The sequence below is a fragment of the Streptomyces flavofungini genome (assembly GCF_041028215.1).
In the GTDB taxonomy this organism is placed as follows: domain Bacteria; phylum Actinomycetota; class Actinomycetes; order Streptomycetales; family Streptomycetaceae; genus Streptomyces; species Streptomyces flavofungini_B.
The window spans coordinates 1-24,340 of sequence record NZ_JASKYR010000022.1; the positions used below are offsets into that span (position 1 = coordinate 1).

Genomic DNA, 24,340 nt, shown 5'->3' on the forward strand with positions numbered 1-24,340 from the left:
TCCCTACCCCGACCCCGGCGTCCCCGATGTCCGGTCGGGCCCGCGCTTCCTGCTGTGGCTGGGCCGGAACCAGCTCGGGGGTCAGCTGAGATCACTCGCCTGGGGCCTGCTGCACTTCGGCTCCATCGCGGGCCTGCCCTACGCGGTCGGCATCGCCGTCGAGGCCGTGCTCGACCGGTCCGGCGGGCGGCTCGCGCTCGCGGGCGCGCTGATCGGCCTCCTCGGCATCGCGATCGCGGTGGGCGACACGATGCTGCACCGCACCGCGGTCACCAACTGGATCACCGCCGCGGCCCGGGTGCAACAGCTCCTCGCCCGCAAGACCGCCCAGCTCGGCTCCGTACTCACCCGGCGCGTGGCGGCCGGTGAAGTCGTAGCCGTGTCCACCGGTGACGTCGAGAAGATCGGTTGGTTCGTCGAGGCGCTGTCCCGGTTCGCGGCAGCAGCCTGCACGGTTCTCCTGGTCTGCGTCGGCCTCCTCGTCTACCAGCCCGCGCTGGGTGTCGTCGTCGCGGTGGGCATCCCGGTGCTCGCCCTGGCCGTGCTCCCCCTGCTGCCCCGCGCCACCCGCCGCGCCGATCTCCAGCGCGAGAAGGCGGGCCGGGCCACGGAACTGGCCTCCGACACCGTCGCCGGGCTGCGGGTCCTGCGCGGCATCGGCGGCGAGGAACTCTTCCTCGACCGCTACCGCCGTGCCTCACAGGAGGTCAGGACGGCCGCTGTCCGCAGCGCCCGGATGTGGGCGGTGATCTCCGCGACGCAGGTCCTGCTGCCCGGACTGCTGCTGATCGCGCTGGTCTGGCACGGCGTACACCTCGCCCGAGAGGGCCGGATCACCGTCGCCGAACTGGTCACGGTCTACAGCGCGATCATGATGCTGAACTATCCGCTGCGGCACTTCGAAGAGATCGCCATGGCGTACTCCTTCTCCCGCCCCAGCGCCAAGCGGGCGGCAAGGGTGCTCGCACTGGAGCGGACGGAACCGACCGCCGGACGGCCCGGACCATCGGCACAGGGCAATGGAACAGCGCACACGTCAGCACAGGACAAGAGAACAGCGGACGCGTCAGGGCAGGGCAAGGAGCCGACCAGCTCGACGGCGACGCAGGCCGGAGACCTGTACGACCCGGCGACAGGGCTTCTCGCCCCAGCCGGTCTGTTCACCGCCGTGGTCTGCGGCGACCCCGACGAAGCGGGACGTCTCGCCGAACGTCTCGGCGGCCACCCCACCTTCGAGGACGCCCCGGATCTGCCGTCCGTGCGGCTGGGCGGCAACCCGCTGGATGAGATGCCGCTCTCCGCGGCCCGCACCCACGTACTGGTACAGGACAAGGACCCCGTCTTGCTCTCCGGGACCCTGAGCGCTCTCCTGGATGTGCCCTCCTCCGGGAATGTCCCCCCCGACGAGGCGCTCGCGGCGGCACAGTGCGCTGACGTCCTGGACGCCCTGGCCCAGGCATCGGTAAGCGACGATCCGATGGACGCCCACCTCACGGAGCGCGGCCGGTCCCTCTCCGGAGGCCAGCGCCAGCGCCTCGCCCTGGCCCGCTCACTGGTCACCGACCCCGAGACTCTGGTGCTCGACGAGCCGACGTCCGCCGTCGACTCGCACACCGAGGCCCGGGTCGCGGAAGGCATCCGCCGACTGCGGACGGGACGGACCACCGTGGTTCTCACCTCGTCACCACTGCTCCTTGACCGCGCCGAACGCGTCGTGTTCCTCGCCGACGGCGAGGTCGCGGCCGTGGGTGAACACCGGGAACTGATGCACGGCGAACCCCGGTACCGCATGGTCGTGACCCGCGAGACCGACGCCGAGCAGGCCTCCGTGGCCGAGGGCGGCCTCGCCGCACTCGATCCCGGTTCCGGGGCCGACTTCGAACCCAGGATCAACAGAGCCAGGACCACCGCGACCGCGATCACCCATGCGAGCGCCATCAACATCGAGGAGACCGCATGATCGGCCTGGCGCCCCCGGACTACGACCCTGCGGCTCCCACGACTGCGGAAACCCTGCCCATCGGCGCACCCACGACCGTACGCAGTTACGTCCGTGAGCTCTTCCGGCGCCACCGCACGGCCTTCCTCCTGCTCATCGCGGTGAACACGCTCGCCGTGGTCGCCTCGATGGTCGGCCCCTACCTGCTCGGTGACCTCGTGGAGAAGGTCTCCCACGACGCCCGCGACCTCCATCTGGAACGCACCGTCGGCCTGTTCGCGCTGGCCCTCGCCGTGCAGTCCCTCTTCGTCCGTGAGGTGCGGCTGCGGGGCGCGATGCTCGGCGAGCGGATGCTGGCGGACCTGCGGGAGGACTTCCTCGTCCGGTCTGTCGGGCTGCCGCCGGGGGTCCTTGAGCGGGCCGGCACGGGTGACCTGCTCTCCCGCATCACCACCGACATCGACCGCCTCGCCAATGCCATGCGCGAGGCCGTGCCGCAGCTCGCGATCGGCGTGGTGTGGGTGGTGCTGCTGCTCGGCGGGCTGGTCGTGACCGCGCCACCGCTGGCGCCCGCCGTGCTCGTCGCCGTGCCGCTGCTCGTGGTCGGCTGCCGCTGGTACTTCAAGCGGGCGCCCGCCGCCTACCGCTCGGAGGCCGCCGGTTACGCCGCCGTGGCCGCCGCCCTCGCCGAGACCGTCGACGCGGGCCGCACCATCGAGGCCCACCGGCTCGGCGCCCGCCGCATCGAACTCTCGGAACGCCGGATCAAGGAGTGGACCGCCTGGGAGCGCTACACCCTTTATCTGCGGTCGGTCCTCTTCCCGGCGATCAACCTCACGCACACCACCGTGCTCTGCTCGACGCTGATGATCGGCGGCGTTTTCGTGCTGCAGGGCTGGATCGGCGTCGGCCAGCTGACCACGGGCGTCCTGATCGCGCAGATGCTCGTCGATCCCTTGGGGATCATCCTGCGCTGGTACGACGAGTTGCAGGTCGCCCAGGTCTCGCTGGCCCGTCTCGTCGGAGTCCGCGACATCGAACCCGACGCCGGAGACGCCTCCGTCGCCCCGCGGGGGCGCCACGTCCACGCCGACGACGTCCACTTCGGCTACCGCGACGGCGTCGATGTGCTCCGTGAGGTCTCCCTCGCCGTCGAACCCGGCTCGCGTGTCGCCCTTGTCGGTCCGTCGGGAGCGGGCAAGTCGACGCTGGGCAGACTGCTCGCCGGTATCTACGGACCGCGAACCGGTCAGGTCACACTGGGCGGCGCCGAGCTGTCGGCCATGCCGGCCGAGGAGGTCCGCGCCCACGTTGCCCTGGTCAACCAGGAGCATCACGTCTTCGTGGGCTCCTTGCGCGACAACCTCCTCCTGGCCCGGACCGGGGCCCGGGACGCCGAGTTGTGGGCCGCCCTCGGGGCGGTCGACGCGGCCGACTGGGCGCGCGGTCTCGACGACGGGCTCGACACCGAGGTCGGCTCGGGCGGCTTCGCGCTCACTCCCGCCCAGGCCCAGCAGATCGCCCTGGCCCGCCTGGTCCTCGCCGATCCCCACACGCTGGTCCTGGACGAGGCGACCTCTCTCCTCGACCCGCGCGCGGCACGGCATCTGGAGCGCTCGCTCGCCCGCGTCCTGGACGGCCGCACGGTCGTGGCCATCGCCCACCGCCTGCACACCGCGCACGACGCGGACGTCATCGCGGTGGTCGAGAACGGTCGCATCAGCGAACTCGGCAGCCACGACCAACTGGTCGCCGCCGACGGGGCATACGCCGCCCTGTGGCGCTCCTGGCACGGCTAGCGGGGGCCGACCGCGGGCGGGCGGCGGCTTGCCCGGTGTGCGGCGGCGCGGCGGCATCGGCCGGGACGCGGTAGCCCCCGCTCCTTGTGGGGACCGACCGGACCTGGCCTCCTTCGCCGCCTGTGGGGACCGAGCGGGGCTGGGCCCGGGTCGTTCCGCGCCACGTCGAGGCCGATGACGACGGTGTGAGCCGCCGGTTCGCCCCCTTTCAGGGGTAGTTAGGGTACGGGCATGGCTGCACCGACCACGGATTTCGGCATCCCCGACCGGCGCGGCCCCGCGCGCTACCTCTGGTGGGTCACTGCCAGCCAGCCCAAGCGCGTCGCCCTCGGCTCTCTGCTGGGCAGCGCTTGGATGGTCGGCCTGACACTTCCGCCGTACGTTCTGTCGCGCGCCATCGACGACGGACTCCGTCCCGGCGACCAGGGCGCCCTGATCGGCTGGACCGCTGCCCTTCTCGGCGTCGGCGTCCTCGATGCCTGGCTCGGGATCATGCGGCACCGCACCATGACCCGTATCCGCCTCGACGCCTACTTCCGCACTGTGCGCGTCGTGATGGACCACGCCACCCGGCTCGGCGCGACGCTGCCCCGTCGAGTCTCGGCCGGCGAAGTCGTCACGATCGGCCACTCCGACGTGGGTGTCATCGGCTCGACCCTCACTGTCACCGGTCCCGGGGTGGGCTCGGTGATCGCCTACGTCGTCGTCGCCGCCCTGCTCCTGTCGTACTCCGTCCTGCTGGCCGTGGTGGTCCTGCTCGGCGTGCCCCTGCTCGCCCTGCTTGTCGGGCCCTTCCTCGGACGGCTTCAGGGCGCCGAGACCGCGTACCGGGAGCGACAGGGCGCGCTGACCGGCGTCCTCGGGGATCTGGCGGCAGGGCTCCGGGTCCTCAAGGGTCTCGGCGGCAAGCAGGTGTTCTCGGCCCGCTACCGTGCCAGGTCGCGGGAGTTGAGGGACGAGGGTTACCGGGTCGGTTCGTCCATGAGCTGGATCCAGGCCTTCGGGGTCGGCCTGCCCACCGTTTTCCTGGCCGCCGTGGCCTGGCTCGCCGCCCGCATGGCGGCCCAGGGCACCATCACCGTTGGCGAGCTGGTCGCCGTCTACGGTTACGTCGCCGTCCTCGTGATCCCCGTGTCGTCCTTCATCGAGAGCGGCTACGACATCGGCCGTGGCCTGGTCTCGGCCCGCCGGGTCGTGGACTTCCTGAACATCGAGCCGGAGACATGGTCCGCGACGCCCGGCAGTGGGGTGGGCCACGGGGCATCGGCACTCGATGCGCCGGAGGGACCCACCGGCGTCGGCCAAAGCACCGCCGATGACGCTCCCGAGACACCGGCCACCCTCCATGACGTGCTCTCCGGAGTGACGGTGGAGCCCGGCATCCTCACCGCGCTCGCCAGCACCCGTGCCGCCGATGCCACGGAGGTCGTCGACCGCCTCGGACGGTTCGCCGCCGGCCCGGTCGCCTGGGGCCCCGCCCGTCTCGACGCCGTCCCTCTGGATCAGGTCCGCGCGCGCATCCTCGTCGCGGACAACGAAGCCCATCTGTTCGCCGGTGAGCTGCGCGCGGCGCTCTGCGGTCGCCGTCCCCAGGACGAGGACGCCCTCACCCGTGCGGTCGAGGCAGCCGCGGCCCAGGACGTCGTACTCGGCCTCCCGGGTGGCCTCGATGCCCGCCTCGACGCCCACGGCCACAATCTCTCCGGCGGACAACGGCAGCGCATCCGTCTGGCCCGCGCTCTTCTGGCCGACCCCGAGGTGCTGCTGGCGGTCGAGCCGACTTCGGCGGTGGACGCGCACACCGAGGCCAAGATGGCCGCCGGACTCCGGTCGGCCCGCTCCGGCCGCACGACTCTCGTGGTCAGCACTTCTCCCCTCGTCCTCGAGCAGGCCGATGTCGTGCACCACCTGGTCGACGGCCACGTCGTCGCAACGGGCAGCCACGCCGACCTTCTGTCGCGCCACCCCGGCTACCGCCGCCTGGTGTCGCGCGACACCGAGGAAGCCGCCCCAGCGGCGGAGCCGCACGAGCACAACCCACCAGATGACCGCGAGGACCACCACCCTCCCTCCGAGCCGACTCACGAGGCCCTCCGATGACGCCGCCCCGCAACGGGGACACGCCCGAAGCCGCCGCCGACCGTCTGCCCGTCGCGGACCCCGGTCAGGTCCACCGCGCCGCCCTGCGGCTGATCCGGCGGGACGCCCGGGCCTTCGCCGCCATGCTCCTTTTCAACGCGCTGGCCGCGGCGGCGGGGCTCATCGGCCCCTGGCTCCTCGGCCGCATCGTGAACACGGTGCAGGACGGTGGGGACGTCGCAGCCGTGGACCGCCTCGCCATCGGCATCCTCGCCGGAGCCGTGGCCCAGCTTCTCCTCGCGCGCCACGCCCGCTACCTCGGCCACCGCTTCGGCGAGCGCACCCTCGCCCGTATCCGCGAGGAGTTCGTGGACCGTGCGCTCGCCCTGCCCTCCTCGGTCGTCGAGCGCGCGGGCGCCGGTGACCTGACCGCGCGCGGCACCTCCGACATCGCGACTACCGGTCAGACGCTGCGGGACACCGGCCCCGATGTCTTCGTCGCGGCCGTGCAGGCGCTGTTCATCATCGGTGCGGTGTTTCTGCTCGATCCGCTGCTCGGTGCCTGCGGAGTGCTCGGCCTGACGGGCATCTGGTTCGCCGCCCGCTGGTACCTGCGGCGCGCACGTTCCGCCTACCTCGCCCAGGGTGAGGCCCACTCCGCGCTGGCCGAGGTGCTCGCCGCCACCGCGTCCGGAGCCCGCACCATCGAGGCCTTCGGACTGCGGGACCGGCGCGTCGCGGACAGCGAGAGGGAGATCGAGCGGTGCGTCTCCGCCCATGAGCGCACCCTGCACCTGCGGAACGTCCTCTTCCCCGCCGTCGACATCTCGTACGTGATCCCGGTCGTCGGCATGCTGGTCATCGGTGGTGCCCTGCACGCGAACGGCACGGTGAGCCTGGGCGCGGTCATCGCTTCGGCGCTGTACCTGCGCCAGCTCTCCCAGCCGCTCGACACGATCCTGCAGCGGGTCGAGGAACTGCAGAGCAGTGGCGCTTCGTTCGCCAGGGTCGAGGGGCTCGCCGCCACTCCCTCGGATCAGGCAGCCACTCCCGCAGAACCGGCCACCACTCCTTCGGAGCAAGCCGCCCCGAAGGCGCTCATCCCCGCGAACGATCGCATCGATGTCGAAGGCGTGTGGTTCGCCTACCCCGACGGCGCCGATGTCCTCCAGGGCGTCGATCTGTCGGTGCGCCCTGGCGAACGTCTGGCCCTCGTCGGCCCCTCCGGTGCAGGCAAGACCACCTTGAGCCGGCTTCTTGCGGGCATCGACACGCCCGCCAAAGGCTCGGTGACCGTCGGCGGGGTGCCGATCGCCGGTCTGCCCGCCGACCGGCTGCGCCGCCAGGTCGTCCTCGTCACCCAGGAGCACCATGTGTTCCACGGCACCGTCCGGGACAATCTGCTGATCGCGGCGGAGTCCGCATCGGACCCCGAGCTGAACGCCGCTCTGACTTCGGTCGGCGCCGAGTGGGCCGGTGCGCTGCCGGACGGCCTCGACACGGAGCTGGGCTCCGGTGGCCTTGAGCTGGACGGAGCGCAGGCCCAGCAGCTGGCCCTGGCCCGCGTCGTCCTCGCCGACCCGCACACCCTGATACTCGACGAGGCCACGGCGCTCCTGGACCCGGCCACCGCACGGCACACGGAGCAGGCTCTGGCCGCCGTCCTGCGCGGCCGAACCGTGATCGCCATCGCCCACCGCCTGCATACGGCCCATGACGCGGACCGAGTCGCGGTGATGAAGAAGGGCCGCGTCACCGAGCTGGGCAGCCATGACGATCTCGTGCGGGCCGACGGAGCGTACGCCGCCCTCTGGCACTCCTGGCACGGCGACCGCCTCGCCACTTCCATGGACGAGCCGCCTGCTGACACGGCCAAGGGGAGCCGGTCCGGCAGCTGACCCCCGGTTCGGCCCCCGGCCGCTCGGCCGGAGTCCGTTCTGCCTCAGATGAAGTTGAGCGCGGCCGCGCCGCCCACTCCCCCGAGCAGCATGAACACCGGCATCAGCACCTTCAGCTCGATCCAGCTTCCGGCCCGGAAGCGCAGTGCCTTCGGCGGTCCGATCGGGTACCAGCGCTTGCGGCCGATGGGAATGGGCCACAGGATCGGGCAGCCGGAGACAGTCAGCGCGTCCCCGATGTCGTGCACCAGCGCGCCGAGCACGATCGGCAGGCCGAGCCAGAGGTACTCCTGGCCGGGTGCGGTGAAAAGCCAGTCCGCGCCGTTGCCCGGCTTGTCCAGAACGCCTGCGAGGATCCACGCGCTGGTGGCCGCGAGCAGCCAGACCAGCACATCGCTGCTCGATCCGCGCGCCGCCCGCCACAGCAGGCCTTCGATGGCGAGCACCATGTGGACGAAGAGGATCGCGAGCACCGCCCACCGCCCGCCGAAGATCGCCAGAGCCGAGGCGCCCGCCCCTATCAGCACCGCCCACAGCCAGGTGTGGGTGAGCGTGCGGTGGCCGCCTGAGCGCCGGGGGTCGCCCGCCTTCCGTGTCGCCTTGTAGACGGCGTACGAGAGTTTGTCGACAATTTCGCACAGGCCCCGGGAAACCGGCCCGAAGGCTCTCGAAATGGTCGCCGACTTGTGGTCGAGGTCGGGCGCGAGGGCCGCCCCGGCACAAATAAGGGCTCCTACGAGAAGAACCGGCCAGGGCATCGTGTGTCCCGCGGCCGCCGCGGCCGCACCGACCCCGAGCCAGGCCGCCGCTCCCGACAGAGAGTGCGCCGGTCCCATCATTGCTGCTGCCCGCCCCATTTCCCATGTTCTGATGCCCCGTTGGCGACACAGCGTAGCCTTCGTGATCTTCGAGGGAACCGCCGGTTCCCTCATCGGGTGCGAAGGAAGGCAAGATGGGGGTGTGACCCTTATCGATCAGCTGCCGCCGGACGCCGACCCCGATGCCCTCTTCGAAGCCTTCTCCACCTGGGCCGAGGAGCAGGGAATCACTCTCTACCCGGCCCAGGAGGAGGCGCTGATCGAGGTGGTCTCCGGGGCCAACGTGATCTTGTCCACTCCCACGGGCTCCGGAAAGAGCCTGGTGGCGGCAGGTGCTCACTTCACCGCCCTCGCCCAGGACAAGGTCACCTTCTACACGGCCCCCATCAAGGCACTGGTGTCGGAGAAGTTCTTCGACCTGTGCAAGCTCTTCGGCACCGAGAACGTCGGCATGCTCACGGGCGACGCCTCCGTCAACTCCGACGCCCCCGTCATCTGCTGCACCGCCGAGGTCCTCGCCTCGATCGCCCTGCGCGACGGCAAGGACGCCGACATCGGCCAGGTCGTGATGGACGAGTTCCACTTCTACGCCGAACCGGACCGCGGCTGGGCTTGGCAGATCCCGCTGCTCGAACTGCCGCAGGCGCAGTTCATCCTCATGTCGGCGACGCTCGGCGACGTCAGCATGTTCGAGAAGGACCTCACGCGCCGCACCGGCCGCCCCACCTCGGTCGTCCGCTCCGCGACGCGCCCCGTGCCGCTGTCGTACGAGTACCGGCTGACGCCGATCACCGAGACGCTCACCGAGCTTCTGGAGACCAAGCAGGCTCCGGTCTACATCGTGCACTTCACGCAGGCACAGGCCGTCGAGCGCGCCCAGTCGCTGATGAGCATCAATATGTGCACGCGCGAGGAGAAGGACAAGATCGCCGATCTGATCGGCAATTTCCGCTTCACCACCAAGTTCGGCCGCAACCTCTCGCGCTACGTGCGCCACGGCATCGGCGTGCACCATGCCGGAATGCTGCCGAAGTACCGCCGACTGGTGGAGAAGCTCGCCCAGGCGGGCCTTCTGAAGGTCATCTGTGGCACGGACACCCTCGGCGTCGGCGTCAACGTCCCGATCCGCACCGTCCTCTTCACCGCGCTCACCAAGTACGACGGCAACCGGGTCCGCACCTTGCGCGCGCGGGAATTCCACCAGATCGCCGGGCGGGCCGGACGCGCGGGCTTCGACACGGCCGGCTTCGTGGTCGCCCAAGCACCCGAACACGTCATCGAAAACGAAAAGGCGCTCGCGAAGGCGGGCGATGATGCGAAGAAGCGCCGCAAGGTGGTCCGCAAGAAGGCCCCCGAGGGCTTCGTCGGCTGGACCGAGAACACCTTCGAGAAGCTCATCGCCTCCGAGCCGGAGCCGCTGACCTCCCGCTTCCGCGTCACGCACACCATGCTGCTGTCCGTGATCGCGCGCCCCGGCAACGCCTTCACGGCGATGCGCCACCTCCTGGAGGACAACCACGAGCCGCGCAAGGCGCAGCTCCGGCACATCCGCCGCGCCATCGCGATCTACCGGTCGCTGCTCGCCGGTGGCGTCGTGGAGAAGCTCGACGAGCCGGACGCCACGGGCCGTATCGTGCGCCTGACCGTCGACCTCCAGCAGGACTTCGCGCTCAACCAGCCGCTGTCGACCTTCGCCCTCGCCGCCTTCGAGGTTCTCGACCCGGACTCCCCCTCGTACGCCCTGGACATGGTGTCCGTGGTCGAGTCCACTCTCGACGACCCGCGCCAGATCCTCGCGGCCCAGCAGAACAAGGCACGCGGCGAAGCCGTGGCGCTGATGAAGGCGGATGGTGTCGAATACGAGGAGCGCATGGAGCGGCTCCAGGACATCACCTACCCCAAGCCGCTGGAAGAGTTGCTCCTCCACGCCTACAACACCTACCGGACGAGCCACCCGTGGGTCGGCGACCACCCGCTGTCCCCGAAGTCCGTCATCCGCGACATGTACGAGCGGGCGCTGTCCTTCACGGAGTTCACCTCCTTCTACGAACTCGCGCGCACCGAGGGCATCGTGCTGCGCTACTTGGCCAGTGCCTACAAGGCCCTGGAACACACCATCCCCGACGACCTGAAGTCCGAGGACCTGGAGGACCTGATCGCCTGGCTCGGCGAGATGGTCCGCCAGGTCGACTCCAGCCTCCTCGACGAGTGGGAGCAGCTGGCCAACCCCGAGGTCATGACGGCCGAGGAGGCCCAGGAGAAGGCCGACCAGGTCAAGCCGGTCACGGCCAACGCCCGCGCCTTCCGCGTCCTGGTGCGCAACGCGCTGTTCCGCAGGGTCGAACTGGCCGCTCTCGACAACGTCGAGGAGCTGGGCGAGCTGGACGCGGAGTCCGGCTGGGACGCGGACGCCTGGGGTGAGGCCATGGACAAGTACTGGGACGAGTACGAAGATCTCGGGACCGGCCCCGACGCGCGCGGCCCCAAGCTGCTGTCCATCGAGGAGGACCCGGAGCACGGCCTGTGGCGCGTCCGCCAGACCTTCGCCGACCCGAACGGCGACCATGACTGGGGCATCAGCGCGGAGGTCGACCTCGCGGCCTCCGACGAGGAGGGCCGGGCCGTCGTCCGCGTCACGGACGTCGGCCAGCTCTGATCGCCCGCAGGAACCGCGTGCCCCGGACAGGAGTCGAGTAAGCGTCATGAGCAACCCCGCCGAACGGCTGGTCGATCTGCTGGACCTTGAGCAGATCGAGGTCAACATCTTCCGGGGCCGCAGCCCCCAGGAGTCCTTGCAGCGGGTGTTCGGCGGGCAGGTCGCCGGGCAGGCCCTGGTGGCGGCGGGCCGCACCACCGAGGGCGACCGCCCGGTGCACTCGCTGCACGCATACTTCCTGCGCCCCGGACGTCCGGGGGTGCCCATCGTGTACCAGGTCGAGCGGGTCAGGGACGGGCGCTCCTTCACCACGCGCCGCGTCACCGCCGTCCAGCAGGGCCGCACGATCTTCAACCTCACCGCCTCCTTCCACAAGCCCGAACAGGGCGCCTTCGAACATCAGCTGCCGCCGCGCCTCACCGCTCCCGACCCCGAATCGCTGCCGACCGTCGCCGAGGAGATCAAGGAACATCTCGGTGCGCTGCCCGAACAGTGGGAGCGCATGGCCCGGCGCCAGCCCTTCGACATCCGCTACGTGGACCGACTTCGCTGGACCACCGAGGAGATCAAGGACGCCGAACCGCGCAGCGCCGTGTGGATGCGTGCCGTCGGCCCGCTGGGCGACGACCCGCTCGTGCACACCTGCGCGCTCACCTACGCGAGCGACATGACGCTCCTCGACGCCGTGCGCATCCCGGTCGAACCGCTCTGGGGCCCCCGCGGCTTCGACATGGCCTCACTCGACCACGCCATGTGGTTCCACCACCCGTTCCGCGCCGACGAGTGGTTCCTGTACGACCAGGAGTCCCCCATCGCGACGGGGGGTCGTGGCCTCGCCCGCGGCCGCATCTACGACACCGAGGGACGGCTGCTCGTGTCCGTGGTGCAGGAAGGGCTGTTCCGCCCGCACACGTAGTGGCAGGGCGCAGCAACAGCACAAGCACGAAAGGTTCAGGAACCCACGGGGAGGCGCCTTGCGACGGATCGATGTGGAGGAGCGCCGGGCGCGGCTGGCGGTGCGGCACCGGTTGACGCCAGGCACGAGAGCGGATGATCCGGTCGAGGTCGCCCGTTCGATGCTGGCCCTGCACGGCAGCGACCCGTCGTCGGTGTACGTGGGCGCCTGGGCCCGCATGCACGATGGCCGTGTGAGCGAGCTGGAGCGGGCGCTCTATGAGGACCGCACGCTGATCCGGCTGATGGGCATGCGCCGCACGGTGTTCGTCACTTCCCTGGACATCGCTCCCGTGCTGCAGGCCGCCTGCTCGCGTCTGGTCGCGGCCCGGGAACGCCGTCTCCTTCTGACGATGCTGGCCGAGACCGGAGTCGCCGACACGCCCGATGAAGTCACGGCCTGGCTGACACGGGCCGAGGAGATCGCGCTGGAGGCTCTGCGCAGGCGAGGTGAGGCGACCGCGAGCGAGCTGGCCGCCGACGACCCCCGGCTGAGCACCGAGCTCGTGATGGCGCGCGGAAAGAGCTACGAGGGCCGCCAGAAGCTGGCCAGCAGGCTCCTTCTGCTGCTGGCCACCGAGGGACATGTGGTGCGTGGCCGCCCTCGCGGCACCTGGACATCGCACCAGTACCGCTGGGCCCCTCTGCATGACTGGTTTCCCGGTGGCCTCACCGACTGGACCGTCCAAGAGGCCGAGACCGAGCTGGCCCGGCGCTGGCTGCGCACGTTCGGACCGGCCACGGCGGACGACCTGCGCTGGTGGGCGGGGTGGACCAAGACTCAGACGAAGAAGGCCCTGTCCACGCTGCGGCCGGTAGAGGTGGACCTGGACGGGGAGGTGGGTCTGCTCCTCCCCGATGACGTCGACGAGACGCCCCGGCCCGAACCGTGGGCGGCTCTGCTGCCCGGCCTTGACTCGACGCCGATGGGCTGGCGGCACCGCGCGTGGTTTCTCGGCGACCACGGGCCGCGCCTCTTCGACAACACCGGCAACATCGGTCCGTCTGTCTGGTGGAACGGCCGGATCGTGGGCGGGTGGGCCCAGGACGGTGCGGGCGACATCGTGTACAGGTTCCTTGAGGACGTGGGCGCGGAGGCGGAGAGCTCTGTGCGTGCGGAGGCCGAGCGCCTCACCTCGCGCCTGGGCGGCGTGCGGCTCAGCGCACGAGCACGTGGCCGTACATGGCTGGAGACCGAACTGGCCCGCTGATGATCGCGGGGCGGGCTTGGAGTAGTACAGGATGGACATGCGTGTCTCCGTTCAGTATGGGGGTGACGGGTGACTCGTTGGCACGAGAACTTGGGTGAGTCGGGTGGCTAAGGAGAGGGGACCAGCACGTGAGCGCGGGTGAGAGGGACAGGGACCAGTTGCTCTCCGAGGCCGTAAACCTGCGCGAAGCAGGGCGGCGCGAGGAAGCCCGGGAACAGCTCGTGAGGCTTGCCGCGCGGTTCCCCGGGGACGGGGAGGTGGCGTACCAGACCGCGTGGGTGCACGACACACTCGGCCTGGAGGCCGAGGCGGTGCCGTACTACGAGCGCGCACTCGCGGGAGAGGCGCTCGATGGCGACGATCGCCGTGGCGCTCTGCTCGGCCTGGGCAGCACCTACCGGATTCTGGGCCGTTACGAGGAGGCCGTCACCACACTTGAAGCGGCGGTTGACGAATTCCCCGCGGACAACGGGCTCAAGATGTTCCTGGCGATGGCGCTGTACAACGTCGGGCGGACGCACGACGCGATGCGGCTGCTTCTGACTCAGCTGGTGGCCACGAGCAATGATCCGGAAGTCGAGGGCTACAGGCCGGCCATCGAGGAGTACGCGAAGGACCTCGACGCGACGATCTGAAGGCGCCGCACGGTGTCGGCCCCACCGAGACAGACGCGGCAGGACAAGCCGCCGTACGCACCAGTCGGCTACGCCCGCCTGCGGCGCAGCCACTTCCTCAGGCCCCGTGAAGCGTCTTGCGGGACCATGGCCTCTTCCGCCGTCGGATCCCTCCGCTGCTCGGGTCCTGTGCGAGCCGTAGCCGGTTCGACAGCGGCGGCCGCAGCGGGGCGGGGTGCCGGACGCGCCGCGCGCGCCTGGGCCAAGCCGAGCAGAAGACTGGCGCGCAGCCAGCGAAGCTCATCTGGATCGTCCGCGAACATGATCCTCTCGACGATGAGCGCCGCGGGCGAGTCGGATGTCCCTTGCATGCGCGGCGCGGGCATGAGCCGACTGAGGTAGGCCCGCTCATACGGATCCCGGACGAGGTCAGCCAACTGTGCCTGATCGAGGAGTGCTGCCATCGCGGCCACGCGCAGCCACGGATCCTCGGTCTGCCGCAGCTGAAATCCCACGTGACGGCTCCGCCAGTTGCGCGCCCGAAGATCCTGTCCGTCGTCCAGCCGCTCGCGGACGGGCCCGGGCAGACGACCGGCGAGCAGGGCGTTGTGCATCTCGCTGGCCGCGAAGTGCCGCAGCTCCTCGGCAAGATAGAGCCAGACAACTGCCCTGTACCGATTCAAATAGCACTTAACCGGTGTCAGGAAACCGGCACGGGCGAGTCGGGTGAACCGGGCCGTGGTGATGCCCATGAGCTCTGCGGCTTCCGTGGTGCCCACGACCCGGACGCTTTCCCGCAACGCCTCGGGGAAACGTTCACCGCCTCGAACGCGGTCGATCTCCGCGCGGGTGACGCGGCGCTGCGTCCCCGCCGAGTCCGGCACGGTGCGGATGCGCCCGAGGAGTACGGCGAGGTCGAACTCGCCTCGCTTCAAACCCAGTTCCCTCACCGCGCCGCTCAGGGCGACGGAGGGCGGAGCCGTCGCCTCGGTGGCCGGTTGTGTGGTCATGACGTCCGTCATGGCGGTTCTCCCCCGTGAGATGTGTTTGCTCTCGGGAAAACCGTAGCCCGATCAACACGAACCTCGCTGGGCCTGTGGATAACTCCTGACAGGTCAGCATCAGTGCTGGTCAGAGGTCCACGACGGGGGTACGCTCGGGCTGCCTGGCCTCCACAGCCAGATGTTCTCCGACGCGGTTGACGAGCAGGGTCATCTCATAGGCGACCTGTCCGATGTCGGCCTCGGCGGCGCTGAGTACACAGAGACAACTGCCGTCGCCCGCCGCTGTGACGAAGAGGACGGCGTCATCGAACTCGATCATCGTCTGCCGGACGCCGCCCGCGCGGAAGTGCCGACCCGATCCCTTGGCGAGGCTGTGCAGTCCTGACGAGACCGCCGCCAAGTGCTCCGCGTCCTCGCGCTTCAGATCCGAACTGGCACCGGTCACCAGCCCGTCGTTGGACAGCACCAGCGCATGACGGACGTGCTCCATCCGTTGCGTCAGGTCATCCAGCAGCCAGCCCAGCCCCGTGCTCTGCGCCATCGTTCCCGTCTCCCCGAGTCGTTTCCTCCTGGCAGGAGGATTTGACCTGCCAGCCTTCCCCACGACCGGCGCCCCGGCAAGCATGATGGGGACATGGCACAAAAGATGACCGATGACCAATGGCGGGCATTCGTCTCGCAAGGCACGCGAACCGGCAAGTTGTCCACCGTCAGAGCGGACGGCAGCCCGCATGTCGCACCGATCTGGTTTTTGCTCGACGGAGACGATCTGGTGTTCAACACCGGCAAGGAGACCGTCAAGGGCCGCAACCTGGCGCGCGACGGCCGCGTGGCCCTCTGCGTGGATGACGACCGGCCGCCTTTCGCCTTCGTCGTTCTTCAGGGCCGTGCGGAGCTGATCGAGGATCTCGCCCAAGTCCGGCAGTGGGCGTCCAGGATCGGCGCACGTTACATGGGTGAGGACAGGGCCGAGGAGTTCGGCGAGCGCAATGGCGTGCCTGGGGAACTACTGGTGCGCGTGAGCATCGACAAGGTGCTCGCCTACGCCGCGGTCTCCGACTGAAGGCGTCACGCCAGGCGCAAAGCCGCGCAGCAGATCCTGAAGCTTTCAGGCAGGCCCTGAAGGCTATAGGCAGGTCCGGACGGACGTGGCGTTCGGGGCCGAAGGTTATGCCGCCATTGGCTGTGCCTGTGGCGTCGGCGCGACGTGTCGTGAGGGCGCTCAGATCGAAGCGGACGCCTCTCGGCCCCGTTCGGGCCGACCGCCCGTCACCCCGTAGGGCCGTACGAGGAGCCCCGCCTCGCCGTCGTACCACTGGCTGCCCGCCTGGTGCCGGACGCTGTGGGGTTCCTCGGTCATGGGTGTGTGCCGCCCGGGTCATCCGGCTGATGGTCGACGAGCCGCATCGCGGACCGGGGCGTACAGGTGCTCATCCACCCGCTTGACCAGGCGAGCCATCTCGTACGCCACAAGGCCGACGTCAGCCCTCACCGAACTCAGCACAGCTGGGCAGGAACCGTGGCTGGCGGCCGCGACGAACAAGAAGGCATCGTCCATCTCGACCACGGTCTGGCGCACTTGCCCGGCGCCGAAGTGCCGACCCGCCCCGTTGGCCAAACCGTGGAATCCGGATGCGACGGCGGCCAGGTGCTCGGCGTCCTCGCGCGTGAGGGCGGTCGAGGAACCGACCGGCAGACCGTCGCTGGACAGCACCAATGCGTGCCGTGCTTCGCGGACGCGCGTCACCAAGCCGTCGAGAAGCCAGTCGAGCTTTCCGATCGCTCCGGCGGCGCTGCTCTGGTCCTGGGTCATATGAATCCCCCTTCGCCGCTGTCCCTGCCCCTGTCCGTGCCCCTGTCCCTGTCGGTGGAGGCTGTGCTGTGCCGGGGTCCACGCCGCCGATGCCAGGAGGCCGGCCCCCGCCGCGTTTCCAGCCGTCGCGGAAGGCGTTCATGCGGTCGCGGACCTGCTCCGGACTGCGTTCGTTGGTCTCCACCGCATCACCCGCATCGGTCGGGCCGTACCGCAATTGCGAGGCAAGATTCGCCTGGCGCACACGTTGAGGCAGTGTGCTCGACAGGGCCGCGGCGTCGGCGACACCATTGGCGACGCCCGGTGGCGGAGTTTCCGCCGGGGGCGGGGCGGGTCGAGGCGCGGTGCCATGAACTCCGCCGTCCGCCACTTGTCGGGATAGCGCCACGCGTGCGTGCTCCTTCTCCAGGGGCGTCCTCTGCTCCACCCGGGCCTCCGCCTTCTCCGTCGTCGGACTGTGCAACAGCGGTGTGGGGTACGACCGCGGCGGTGCCGCCGTAACGGGGTGACCGCAGACGCGCCTCGATGTCGGCTTGTCTGCCCGGCGCTCCATGGTGCCCAGCAGGGGCATGTCGTAACGGAGCTCCGTACCCGTGACGTCAAAGCCGAGCATTGCGATGAAGTGCATCATCGAGATGCCGGTGTCGAGGGCTGAGGTTGGAGGGCTGAGGCGGCGGTCCAGGTGTCTCATGGCCCCGGGACGCTAGTGCGGCCAGGGGCGCACATCAGAGGCGCGTTTCGAAAGCTGGTGAAATGTGACAGGGCGACAGCCTTGAACGACCGCGCCACGCTCGAACGAGTGCGCCCGACGCGCGTGCGGCACGCTGCGCGATCATGGGGCGCATGAGTGACGACCACACAAAGGTGCAGGAATTCTTCTCGGCCCGCGCGGCCGACTGGGACACCCGGTTCCCCGACGACGGCCCCGCCTACCGGGCCGCGGTCGCCGGGCTCGGCCTCAGCGAGGGCGCCCGGGTGCTCGACGCGGGCTGTGGCACGGGGCGTGCTCTGCCCGCCCTCAGAGACGCCGTGGGCCCCTTGGGTACCGTCCTGGGCGCCGACTTGACTCCCGCGATGCTGGAGGCCGCGAGGCGGGCGGGCAGGGACCGCGACGGGCAACTGCTCCTCGCCGACGTGGCGCGCCTGCCGCTCGCAACGGAATCGCTGGACGCCGTCTTCGGTGCCGGACTGATCTCGCATCTCCCGCATCCCGCGGAGAATTTGCGGGAGTTGCGACGCGTGGTGCGTCCTGGTGGGCTGCTCGCTCTCTTCCACCCCATCGGTCGACGAGCGCTGGCAGCACGGCAGGGTCGGCAGATCACGCCGGACGATCTGCGCGCCGAGGACAACCTCGGCCCGCTGCTCGCTGGCTCCGGCTGGCGCATGACGTCGTACGTCGACGAGGACGCGCGGTTCCTCGCGGTCGCCGTACGCGCGAACTGACCAAGACTTCTACGGATGCGTCCGGATCGACCGCTCCAAGGCAGGTCACACGCATCCCGCGATCGCGGCGACGAACGCGTCGGCGTTGTCGAACATGACGTTGTGGCCCGCGCCCGGCACGGACACGACGCGGACTCCGGACGCTTCCAGCGCCGCATGCTCCACGAGGACACCGCTCTGCGCGCCCTGCAGATAGACGCGCTCGACGGTCAGCTCTTCGAGCATGTGCCGCATGGTGGGCCTGGTGCCCATGACGAGACCGACGGCGCTGCGGTGCAGGGCCCGGGGATCGGCAAGGCGCATGGTGGCCGCCCACACTGGGCCGACTTTTTGCAGCACGCGCGCGTAGCCGCCGTTTTCCACGAAATCGTGCTCCTTGTAGGAGGCGATGCCGCTGCTGCCCGCCGTGATCGGCGGATGCGGGTCGAGGTTGGCCTCGGTGAGGACCAGACGCGAGACCAGCTCGGGGTACCGGTGCGCCAGCACGATGGCGACGGAGCCTCCCATGCTGTGCGCGATGATCTCCGCTCCGGTGACGCGGGCTTCCACGAGAACCGCCGCCAGAGCGTCCGCGTGGTCCTCAAGCGTGTAACCGAAGTCCGCGGGCCGGTCACTGATGCCGTGGCCGGGAAGGTCGACGAACAGCGAGCGCCTCCCCGCCAGTTCGGGCCTGGCGGCAACGTGCGCGTGATAGACCGTCGACGCCGCACCGAGGCCGTGCACGTACACGCGTGCGGCTTCGGCGCCGTCGGCCTCCGTCCAGCGCACTCGGCTGCCCCGCGCATCGAACCGTGCCTCACGCATCGCTCGCTCTCCTCTTGCCCTTGCGCCACACCTGCGCCCGCACGCCGCGGGCCGGGCACTGACAATACATCGACGCCGATGTATGGCGTTGCCGTTGTACACCGGCTCGATGGGGGGATACGGCAGAATGCGAGCCATGCTCGAACTGGCCATCCTTGGTTTTCTCCACGACGCCCCTCTGCACGGCTACGAGCTGCGCAAGCGCATCACCGCACTGACCGGCCACGTCCGGCCGGTCGCGGAGAGCACCCTGTATCCCGCCATCAAACGGCTGGAGAAGGCAGGGCTGCTTGCCCGGGAGACACAGCCCGGAGCGGTGGCGGCGCCACGTCATGTACTGAGCCTCACCCCGTCCGGCAGACAGGAACTGCGCAAGCGGCTCACGGAACCGGCGCGGGGAGACATCACCGACGAGAACCGCTGGTTCACGCTCCTCGCCTTCCTCCGCCACTTGGAAGACGCGGCGGCTCAGGCAGAGGTGCTGCGCAAGCGACTGGCCTTCCTGGAAGAGCCCGCCAGCTTCTTCTACGAGGGGGAGCGGCCCCTGTCGGCAGAGGAGCTCGACGACCCCTTCCGGCGTGGCGTCCTGACGATCGCCCGTGCGACCAGCCGAGCCGAACTGGCTTGGCTGCGCACTACTTTGGCATCACTCGACAGCGATGCCGGGCGCTAGCCGCCCTCACGCGGAACCGGGCAGCCTCGGACGCCGGGCACGGGAAAAGTCCCGAGCGCGGAGATCTGGTAGCCGTCGGGGTAGCTCTTGATCTCCCAGTTCTGCCGTGCGTGGTGCGGGGCGTTACGGGGAGGCATCAGGCGCACCGCGCGCCCCCTCAGCCGAACCGCACCCCTGGCCAGCGAACGAACCGCGGGTCGCGGCTGGTCATAGCGGAACGCCCGCAGCAAGGGCTCGTCGAGGAGGGCGAGCGTGGCGGTGCGCAGTGCCTTCGCCATGGGGCGCGGATACCACGAGGTCATCAGGTCGAGGGTGGCGTCGGACACCTCGCGCGCCCCTCGGTCCCAGCCGAAGTGGGCCGCCTCGTAATCGTTGAGGCACCTCTCGAACTCTTCGAATGAATGTGGAATTCCTTTGATGCCCATGTGCTGCCCGAGCGTGCGGTAATACACGGCGGTGGCGGCCGTCTCGTGGCGTGAGAGCCTGCGCCAGCCGTAGGCGTCGATCCATCGCTTGGGCATCACGACGAAGGTGCACAGTACGTAGCGCATGTCGTCATTGCTGATGTCGTAGCTCCGGTGCATCTTGTTGATGCGCCGGATCGCGCGCCGGCCCTCGTCGTCGGCGAAGCCGTGCTCCACGACGGCATCAAGCAGCAGAACCGTGTCGTCGTACCTCTTCTGCGTGCGGCCTGTCAGTTCTGCCGTACGAGCGAGCAGTCGGCCGATGCTGGGGACGGCGTAGGTCCGGTAGAGGGCCAGTTCGAGGGCGCGCGTGTAGTCCCACGGGAATTCGAGTGTCGCGCTGAGCCGATAGATCTCGAGAAAGTCCTTCTCCGGATCGAGGCGCCTGATCTGCCGCAGCCGCTGGAAACGTTTCACCGCGAAGTGCCCCTTCTGCCGCCGGAGCACTCACTCTACGTTGGGGTAGGGCCACGCAGGCTCTGCAACGGCGGCAATACCGGCTCGGGAGAGGGTAGTTCACGATGATCGACAAGCTCCGTAAGTTCTGGCGTGCCGACAAACCTCTCGATGAGCGCGGCACTCGATCCACCGGCGGACACAAGCGCACGCACAACCTTTTCGAGGCGGCCGCCGTCTACGCCGCGGCGTGTGCCGAGGACGATCAGGACGAGATGGACCGAGCCAGGCAGTGGGTCTCTCCGGAAGCCCTTTCGTTCGGCGTCAGCGAGCTCGCCTGCCGGGCCGTCATCGCCCTCGCCCGGGAACGCGACGAGTCACCACGGGACGTGGCCCGCTCCCTGATGGGGCTGCCTGCCGCCTAATCCTGCCCGCCGCCCTTCGCCCCGCAAGCCGTGGGCGGGGGCGGCTCGCCGGTGACTTTGCTGGTCACCCCCCTCTCGACGACCTCCGGGGCGACTGGTTAGGGTGCGCCGACGGATGAAGCGATGGGGAGGCTGGCATGGTCAGGACGGATGACGCCGTCGGCGCCGATGACGACGCGCTGTACGTGCTGACCGCGGTGCTGCTGACACCCGCGAAGTTCCCCAGCGTGCTGGGTGACGACTATCCGGAGGCGTGCGCGGCGCTGGGGCTCGCGCCGCTCGCCGCCGGTTACGGGCTGGTACTGGGCCAGGACGCCGAGGGGGCACGGTGGACAGTCGTCGTCGACGACGTCTCACTGGTCGCCGTGGCGATCGCCTCCTGGGACTGCGGAATGGAGTACGACCTGTCTCCCGACGAGCGCAGCGTCGTCACCGCACTGCCAGGTTGGCCTCTCGCCGTCGCGGTCGCAGCCCCCGGCGTCCCCGCGCCGCACGACCCGGAGCCGGCCCCCGGTGCCGACGAGGCGCAGCCGCTCACACCACCGCCGCCCGACACCTGGGGCCCGGCTCAGCGACGTCTGGGCGCCGACGAGATAGCGCTGCAGTGGGCGACCTGGCGGGAGCAGATCGACGAGGCCGATTTCGCGGTGGATGCACCGGCCAGGCCTTTGGACAGCCCGGACGAGACACCGCTGACCGGCGTCCGCCGTGTGATGGCCGAAGCCCGCGCCTATGTGGACTCACCGCCGCCCCTGGGACGCGTCCGCTCGGCCTTCGCCTCCGGTGACACTCGGACCCTGCGGGCCGACGGACCCGGCTGGTCCATGGTCGCGAGGACCGACGACATCGCCTTCGTCCTGCTGGACGAGGAGCCCGGTGAGGTGCTGCCGGTCGGACGCGGCCCCGAGCTGCCCGCTCTCCTGGAGGCCCTGGACAAGATGGCGGTCCGCCCTTCGTGAGGCGGGAAGCCACGCAATCGGCAAGCCACGCAGTGTGTGACCCGCGCACGCCGGCCCCGAGCGCAGCAGCGCCTCCTTACGACCACGGTGTCCTCAGTGGCCTATCTCCTTGCGCGTGACGCGACGCAACCTGCGCCGCTGTCCGGGATCAAGCGTGAGGTAAGCCGCCGCCGGGACCCCGAGCACGATCAGGAGTGCGGCCCACCACGGCACCCAGAACATCAGGATGATCCCGGCCGCCACGCCTCCTGCGGCGATCTTCGCGTTCTTCGACATGTGCGTCGCCTCCTCCGCGGCTACTGCCGCTCTCTGTCCGGGAAAACGGCCCCGGAGGTCTCTCGGTTCCGGACCGCGACCCTGAGAGACCCCTGAGTCCTGCCCCTACTGGTTCCCGGGCCCCTCGCCATGGTCGCGTTCGGCGCGTTCTCGCGACGTCTGTGGACCGTTCGGTCACCTCGCCCGCCTACTCGACGCGCAGCGGTTCACCGACCTCGTACATGTGACGCAGCACCTGCCGGTAGGAGTCGACGAACCCGGCTTCCGTGTATGAGATACCCACAGCGGCGCAGTGGGCGCGCACGGCCGGTCTGGCGAGCCGCAGGTGCGGGCGGGGCATGCTCGGGAACAGGTGGTGCTCGATCTGATGATTGAGTCCGCCGAGGAACCAGTCGATGACCGGGTTGCCGCGGATGTTGCGCGAGGTGAGCACTTGGCGGCGCAGGTGTCCCCAACGCTCGCCGTCCGGATCGGGCATCTCCATGCCCTTGTGGTTCGGCGCGAAGGCGAGCCCGAGGTGCAGACCGAACAGCGCTTGGTGCACGGCGGCGAAGGCAAGTGCATGGCCGACCGGCATGGCGGTGAGCAGCAATGTCACGTACCCGAAGAGATGGATGACGAGGAGACAGCCCTCCACCAGGCGCTCGCGCGGAGACTGGCGGCGCAGGTCCTGGAAGCCATAGATCTTCATCGCCACGCCCTGGAGGAGCGTCAGCGGGAAGAAGAGCCAGGCCTGGTTGCGGGTGAGCCAACGACGGAAGCCCGCGCGGACCTTTGCCTGCTTGCTCGTCCAGACGAGGACGTTGGCGGCGACGTCGGGGTCCTTCTCGATGTGGTTGGGGTTGGCGTGGTGCCTGTTGTGCTTGTCGTTCCACCAGGCCGAGCTCATCCCGAGCAGGAGGTTGCCGTGCACGAGGCCGATGACGCGGCCGACCGACCGGTTGCCGGTGATCTGCGAGTGTCCCGCGTCATGGCCGATGAAGGCGGTGCGAGCGCACAGGACAGACAGCACAGGGGCAAGCAGCAGCACCCACCAGGAGCTACCCACGAAGTACATCGCGACGCCGACGGCCAGCAGCGCGATGGCGTTGATCGTGATGGTGCGCGAGTACCAGCCGATACGGCGGTCCAGAAGACCCTGTTCCCGGACGGTGCGCAGGAGGGGTGCGAAATCGCTTCCGGCGGGCTGTCTGCCGGTGGACACTGGGGAGCGTTCCGCTACTGCTGCGGCCTGGGACATGGGTAGGTCTCCGGTCTCCGTAACGACGGTCTGACCTGTTGAAACGTACGGATGGGCGACCGGAGCGACCATGGCGCCACCACCCGAACCCGGACTGGGGCCAGCACCGCCCCGACGGGGGGCTGGCTACACCCCCATCCACTGAGTGACGCGCATCACCATGAGGTTGCTTTCGCATGGCCGTGCCGTTCATGTACTCTCGGCCGCTCCAGGCTCAGTAGTCAAATTTGAGGAATGCGCTATCGCTGTGCAGAGACTTCCTGTCGTCTCCCCTTCCGAGATCTCCGAACTGTCGCGCTGTTCCGTCCTCTTCGCGCCCGCCGACCCAGCTCGCGGCGGCCGGGTCGCCTTCTGGCGCCCTGACGGCACTGAGCCGCCCTCCTCATCCGTCGGCACCACCGGGGTACTGGACATCGCCGTTCCCGGTGACGAGGGCGCCGAGCTCGTCACCGTGCCCGCGCTGCTCCTCCCCGTACGCGACGCCCTGCCGGTCCTCACGCGCGCGCGTGCCTCGTCGGAGACCCACCCGACGGCCCGCTTCTGGGGCACGGCCGGAGTGCTCGCCCTGCAACTCGCCGCCCGGGGTCTGCTTCTGCCCGGACTCACCGTCACCGATCACGACGCCTGGCGTGCCGGGCCCCTGGGAGCCGAGGACGTGCGGCGGCTGCGCGAGCTGGCCGCGGCGATGCCCCCGGCCGCCCACGCGCTGCCCCTGGGCGACGACGCCCCCCTGCGGCTGCCCGAGCCCGAGCGTCTGCTGCGGCAGTYCCTCGACGCCGTGGCGGCCACACTCCCCCGCTCCCCCGCCGCACCCCTGGCTGCCGGTGGGCCGGTCTTCGCGGGTCGGGAGCCGCGACGCGCCCCCGAACAGCGGG

The 24,340-nt window shown here is 69.8% G+C and carries 22 protein-coding genes and 2 pseudogenes; 14 read left to right on the forward strand and 10 right to left on the reverse strand.

The annotated features are described in order from the left end of the window. From AB8Z36_RS03260 to AB8Z36_RS03275, 4 genes are all read left to right on the forward strand, one after another. On the forward strand, nucleotides 1-1,960 hold a 1,960-nt coding region (locus tag AB8Z36_RS03260), incomplete at its 5' end, for an ABC transporter transmembrane domain-containing protein (RefSeq protein ID WP_369211640.1). Next, nucleotides 1,957-3,738 (forward strand): ABC transporter ATP-binding protein, encoded by a 1,782-nt coding sequence (locus AB8Z36_RS03265; protein WP_369211641.1) that lies wholly within the window; start codon nucleotides 1,957-1,959, stop codon nucleotides 3,736-3,738. The genes AB8Z36_RS03260 and AB8Z36_RS03265, both read left to right, overlap by 4 nt. A gap of 231 nt (nucleotides 3,739-3,969) precedes the next feature. After that, on the forward strand, nucleotides 3,970-5,838 hold the full coding sequence (locus AB8Z36_RS03270; RefSeq protein WP_369211642.1) for an ABC transporter ATP-binding protein: 1,869 nt from the start codon (nucleotides 3,970-3,972) through the stop codon (nucleotides 5,836-5,838). Further along, a complete protein-coding gene (locus tag AB8Z36_RS03275; RefSeq protein WP_369211643.1) occupies nucleotides 5,835-7,715 on the forward strand; it encodes an ABC transporter ATP-binding protein in 1,881 nt (626 codons plus the stop codon). The genes AB8Z36_RS03270 and AB8Z36_RS03275 overlap by 4 nt, the downstream gene beginning before the upstream one ends. Nucleotides 7,716-7,759: 44 nt before the next feature. Here the strand turns inward: AB8Z36_RS03275 and AB8Z36_RS03280 are convergent, their stop codons facing one another. Next, the gene (locus AB8Z36_RS03280) at nucleotides 7,760-8,554 is read right to left on the reverse strand and encodes a metal-dependent hydrolase (protein ID WP_369211644.1); all 795 of its coding nucleotides are present in this window, start codon (nucleotides 8,552-8,554) and stop codon (nucleotides 7,760-7,762) included. A 31-nt stretch (nucleotides 8,555-8,585) separates the two neighbouring features. Between AB8Z36_RS03280 and AB8Z36_RS03285 the strand changes: the two genes are divergently transcribed. From AB8Z36_RS03285 to AB8Z36_RS03300, 4 genes are all read left to right on the forward strand, one after another. Further along, nucleotides 8,586-11,189, forward strand: a complete 2,604-nt coding sequence (locus AB8Z36_RS03285) for a DEAD/DEAH box helicase (RefSeq protein ID WP_369211645.1) — start codon at nucleotides 8,586-8,588, stop codon at nucleotides 11,187-11,189. A 46-nt stretch (nucleotides 11,190-11,235) separates the two neighbouring features. Next, nucleotides 11,236-12,105, forward strand: coding sequence for an acyl-CoA thioesterase (locus tag AB8Z36_RS03290; RefSeq protein ID WP_369211646.1), 870 nt, complete (start codon nucleotides 11,236-11,238; stop codon nucleotides 12,103-12,105). Nucleotides 12,106-12,163: 58 nt separating this feature from the next. Then, nucleotides 12,164-13,354: a winged helix DNA-binding domain-containing protein gene (locus AB8Z36_RS03295; RefSeq protein WP_440581845.1), complete on the forward strand. Its 1,191-nt coding sequence runs from the start codon at nucleotides 12,164-12,166 to the stop codon at nucleotides 13,352-13,354. Between the two features lie 128 nt (nucleotides 13,355-13,482). Next, nucleotides 13,483-13,989 carry a tetratricopeptide repeat protein gene (locus AB8Z36_RS03300; RefSeq protein ID WP_369211647.1) on the forward strand — a complete coding sequence of 169 codons (507 nt, stop codon included), beginning with the start codon at nucleotides 13,483-13,485 and terminating at the stop codon, nucleotides 13,987-13,989. Between the two features lie 68 nt (nucleotides 13,990-14,057). Here AB8Z36_RS03300 and AB8Z36_RS03305 read toward each other — a convergent pair whose 3' ends face one another. Beyond that, on the reverse strand, nucleotides 14,058-14,990 hold the full coding sequence (locus tag AB8Z36_RS03305; RefSeq protein ID WP_440581846.1) for a DUF6397 family protein: 933 nt from the start codon (nucleotides 14,988-14,990) through the stop codon (nucleotides 14,058-14,060). Between the two features lie 109 nt (nucleotides 14,991-15,099). Next, nucleotides 15,100-15,513 carry a roadblock/LC7 domain-containing protein gene (locus AB8Z36_RS03310; protein WP_369211648.1) on the reverse strand — a complete coding sequence of 138 codons (414 nt, stop codon included), beginning with the start codon at nucleotides 15,511-15,513 and terminating at the stop codon, nucleotides 15,100-15,102. A gap of 93 nt (nucleotides 15,514-15,606) precedes the next feature. On the opposite strand from AB8Z36_RS03310, the gene AB8Z36_RS03315 reads away from it, so the two are divergent. Next, entirely contained in the window at nucleotides 15,607-16,035 is a 429-nt protein-coding gene (locus AB8Z36_RS03315; protein ID WP_369211649.1) for a PPOX class F420-dependent oxidoreductase, read from the forward strand. Between the two features lie 159 nt (nucleotides 16,036-16,194). Here the strand turns inward: AB8Z36_RS03315 and AB8Z36_RS03320 are convergent, their stop codons facing one another. The 3 genes and pseudogenes from AB8Z36_RS03320 to AB8Z36_RS03330 form a co-directional block, all read right to left on the reverse strand. After that, nucleotides 16,195-16,332 (reverse strand): hypothetical protein, encoded by a 138-nt coding sequence (locus AB8Z36_RS03320; RefSeq protein ID WP_440581847.1) that lies wholly within the window; start codon nucleotides 16,330-16,332, stop codon nucleotides 16,195-16,197. 18 nt (nucleotides 16,333-16,350) lie between these two features. Next, nucleotides 16,351-16,785 carry a roadblock/LC7 domain-containing protein gene (locus tag AB8Z36_RS03325; protein ID WP_369211650.1) on the reverse strand — a complete coding sequence of 145 codons (435 nt, stop codon included), beginning with the start codon at nucleotides 16,783-16,785 and terminating at the stop codon, nucleotides 16,351-16,353. Nucleotides 16,786-17,356: 571 nt separating this feature from the next. Then, nucleotides 17,357-17,476, reverse strand: a pseudogene (locus AB8Z36_RS03330) (MHYT domain-containing protein); the annotation flags it as partial. A gap of 152 nt (nucleotides 17,477-17,628) precedes the next feature. On the opposite strand from AB8Z36_RS03330, the gene AB8Z36_RS03335 reads away from it, so the two are divergent. After that, nucleotides 17,629-18,228, forward strand: a complete 600-nt coding sequence (locus tag AB8Z36_RS03335; RefSeq protein WP_369211651.1) for a class I SAM-dependent methyltransferase — start codon at nucleotides 17,629-17,631, stop codon at nucleotides 18,226-18,228. Between the two features lie 45 nt (nucleotides 18,229-18,273). Here the strand turns inward: AB8Z36_RS03335 and AB8Z36_RS03340 are convergent, their stop codons facing one another. Next, a complete protein-coding gene (locus AB8Z36_RS03340) occupies nucleotides 18,274-19,032 on the reverse strand; it encodes an alpha/beta fold hydrolase (protein ID WP_369211652.1) in 759 nt (252 codons plus the stop codon). Nucleotides 19,033-19,168: 136 nt separating this feature from the next. Here AB8Z36_RS03340 and AB8Z36_RS03345 point away from each other — a divergent pair, with 136 nt between their 5' ends. Further along, nucleotides 19,169-19,705, forward strand: coding sequence for a PadR family transcriptional regulator (locus tag AB8Z36_RS03345; RefSeq protein WP_369211653.1), 537 nt, complete (start codon nucleotides 19,169-19,171; stop codon nucleotides 19,703-19,705). On the opposite strand, the gene AB8Z36_RS03350 is transcribed toward AB8Z36_RS03345, so the two are convergent. Continuing rightward, nucleotides 19,702-20,586, reverse strand: a complete 885-nt coding sequence (locus AB8Z36_RS03350; RefSeq protein ID WP_369211660.1) for an oxygenase MpaB family protein — start codon at nucleotides 20,584-20,586, stop codon at nucleotides 19,702-19,704. The two genes, AB8Z36_RS03345 and AB8Z36_RS03350, sit on opposite strands and share 4 nt — an antisense overlap. Before the next feature lie 104 nt (nucleotides 20,587-20,690). Between AB8Z36_RS03350 and AB8Z36_RS03355 the strand changes: the two genes are divergently transcribed. Then, complete coding sequence (locus AB8Z36_RS03355; protein ID WP_369211654.1) at nucleotides 20,691-20,990, forward strand: hypothetical protein; 300 nt, start codon at nucleotides 20,691-20,693, stop codon at nucleotides 20,988-20,990. Between the two features lie 137 nt (nucleotides 20,991-21,127). After that, nucleotides 21,128-21,949: a hypothetical protein gene (locus AB8Z36_RS03360; protein ID WP_369211655.1), complete on the forward strand. Its 822-nt coding sequence runs from the start codon at nucleotides 21,128-21,130 to the stop codon at nucleotides 21,947-21,949. Between the two features lie 93 nt (nucleotides 21,950-22,042). On the opposite strand, the gene AB8Z36_RS03365 is transcribed toward AB8Z36_RS03360, so the two are convergent. Next, nucleotides 22,043-22,225, reverse strand: a complete 183-nt coding sequence (locus AB8Z36_RS03365) for a hypothetical protein (RefSeq protein WP_369211656.1) — start codon at nucleotides 22,223-22,225, stop codon at nucleotides 22,043-22,045. Nucleotides 22,226-22,412: 187 nt separating this feature from the next. Next, on the reverse strand, nucleotides 22,413-23,465 hold the full coding sequence (locus AB8Z36_RS03370) for a fatty acid desaturase family protein (protein WP_369211657.1): 1,053 nt from the start codon (nucleotides 23,463-23,465) through the stop codon (nucleotides 22,413-22,415). A 247-nt stretch (nucleotides 23,466-23,712) separates the two neighbouring features. Here AB8Z36_RS03370 and AB8Z36_RS03375 point away from each other — a divergent pair. After that, nucleotides 23,713-24,340, forward strand: a pseudogene (locus AB8Z36_RS03375) (ATP-dependent helicase); the annotation flags it as partial.